This is a genomic window from Alteromonas sp. CH_MED4-4, from assembly GCF_037029575.1.
GTDB lineage: Bacteria > Pseudomonadota > Gammaproteobacteria > Enterobacterales > Alteromonadaceae > Alteromonas > Alteromonas macleodii.
Genome location: NZ_JAYMEU010000084.1, coordinates 1 through 537, shown reverse-complemented (window position 1 = coordinate 537; position 537 = coordinate 1). Strand labels below are relative to the sequence as shown.

The 537-nt window shown below is 44.5% G+C and carries 2 protein-coding genes; both read left to right on the top strand.

The annotated features are described in order from the left end of the window. Positions 1-119 precede the first annotated feature (119 nt). On the top strand, positions 120-290 hold the full coding sequence (locus WA381_RS21000; protein ID WP_156087441.1) for a hypothetical protein: 171 nt from the start codon (positions 120-122) through the stop codon (positions 288-290). 17 nt (positions 291-307) lie between these two features. Then, positions 308-487 carry a hypothetical protein gene (locus WA381_RS20995; protein ID WP_156087440.1) on the top strand — a complete coding sequence of 60 codons (180 nt, stop codon included), beginning with the start codon at positions 308-310 and terminating at the stop codon, positions 485-487. The last annotated feature ends 50 nt before the right edge of the window (positions 488-537 follow it).

Below are 537 nucleotides of genomic sequence, written 5' to 3'. Positions count from 1 at the left end.
CTGACGGAAACCTACGGTTTCGAGGGTGCCACAGGATTCAAAACCGTAGGTTTTCGTTCAAATGCCCCCGCTGGTCCAGCTTAGCCCAGTTTAACTTTCCAAATATTGAGGAATAAATCATGTCACGAGACCAAGCTATTGAATTATGTAGAATCCACGCCCTGATTGCCGGTGAAAAAGACCAGCATGCCTATTTACCTAAAACGGAAGAAGAGGCAAACAACTGGGAGCCTCATGAGTGGGTAATAGGGGCAATCATGGAAGCCGATTTTCACGGTACCATGAAGTAAAGTGTTGGGAGAATAATGTGAACAGAGCAGTAATTGAAACCGTGCTGAGGGCAGCGAGAAAGCATAATGTGGCGTTATTTAGGCATAATGACAACTTTTCAAGAGAAGAAAAAATTAGCGCCATAGCGTTAGAAATTGAAAGCTCTGTAAACGATGCCTCTGAAGCATCTTGGGGTTCTAGGGATTTTCCCCTCTAAAAAGACATAATCCTCTGTAGACCACACCAATAAATGGCTGCGGAGGTGGT

Bases quoted from the DNA above. Each gene is read 5' to 3' on its own strand.
- WA381_RS21000 (WP_156087441.1), top strand. From the start codon at position 120: ATGTCACGAGACCAAGCTATTGAATTATGTAGAATCCACGCCCTGATT.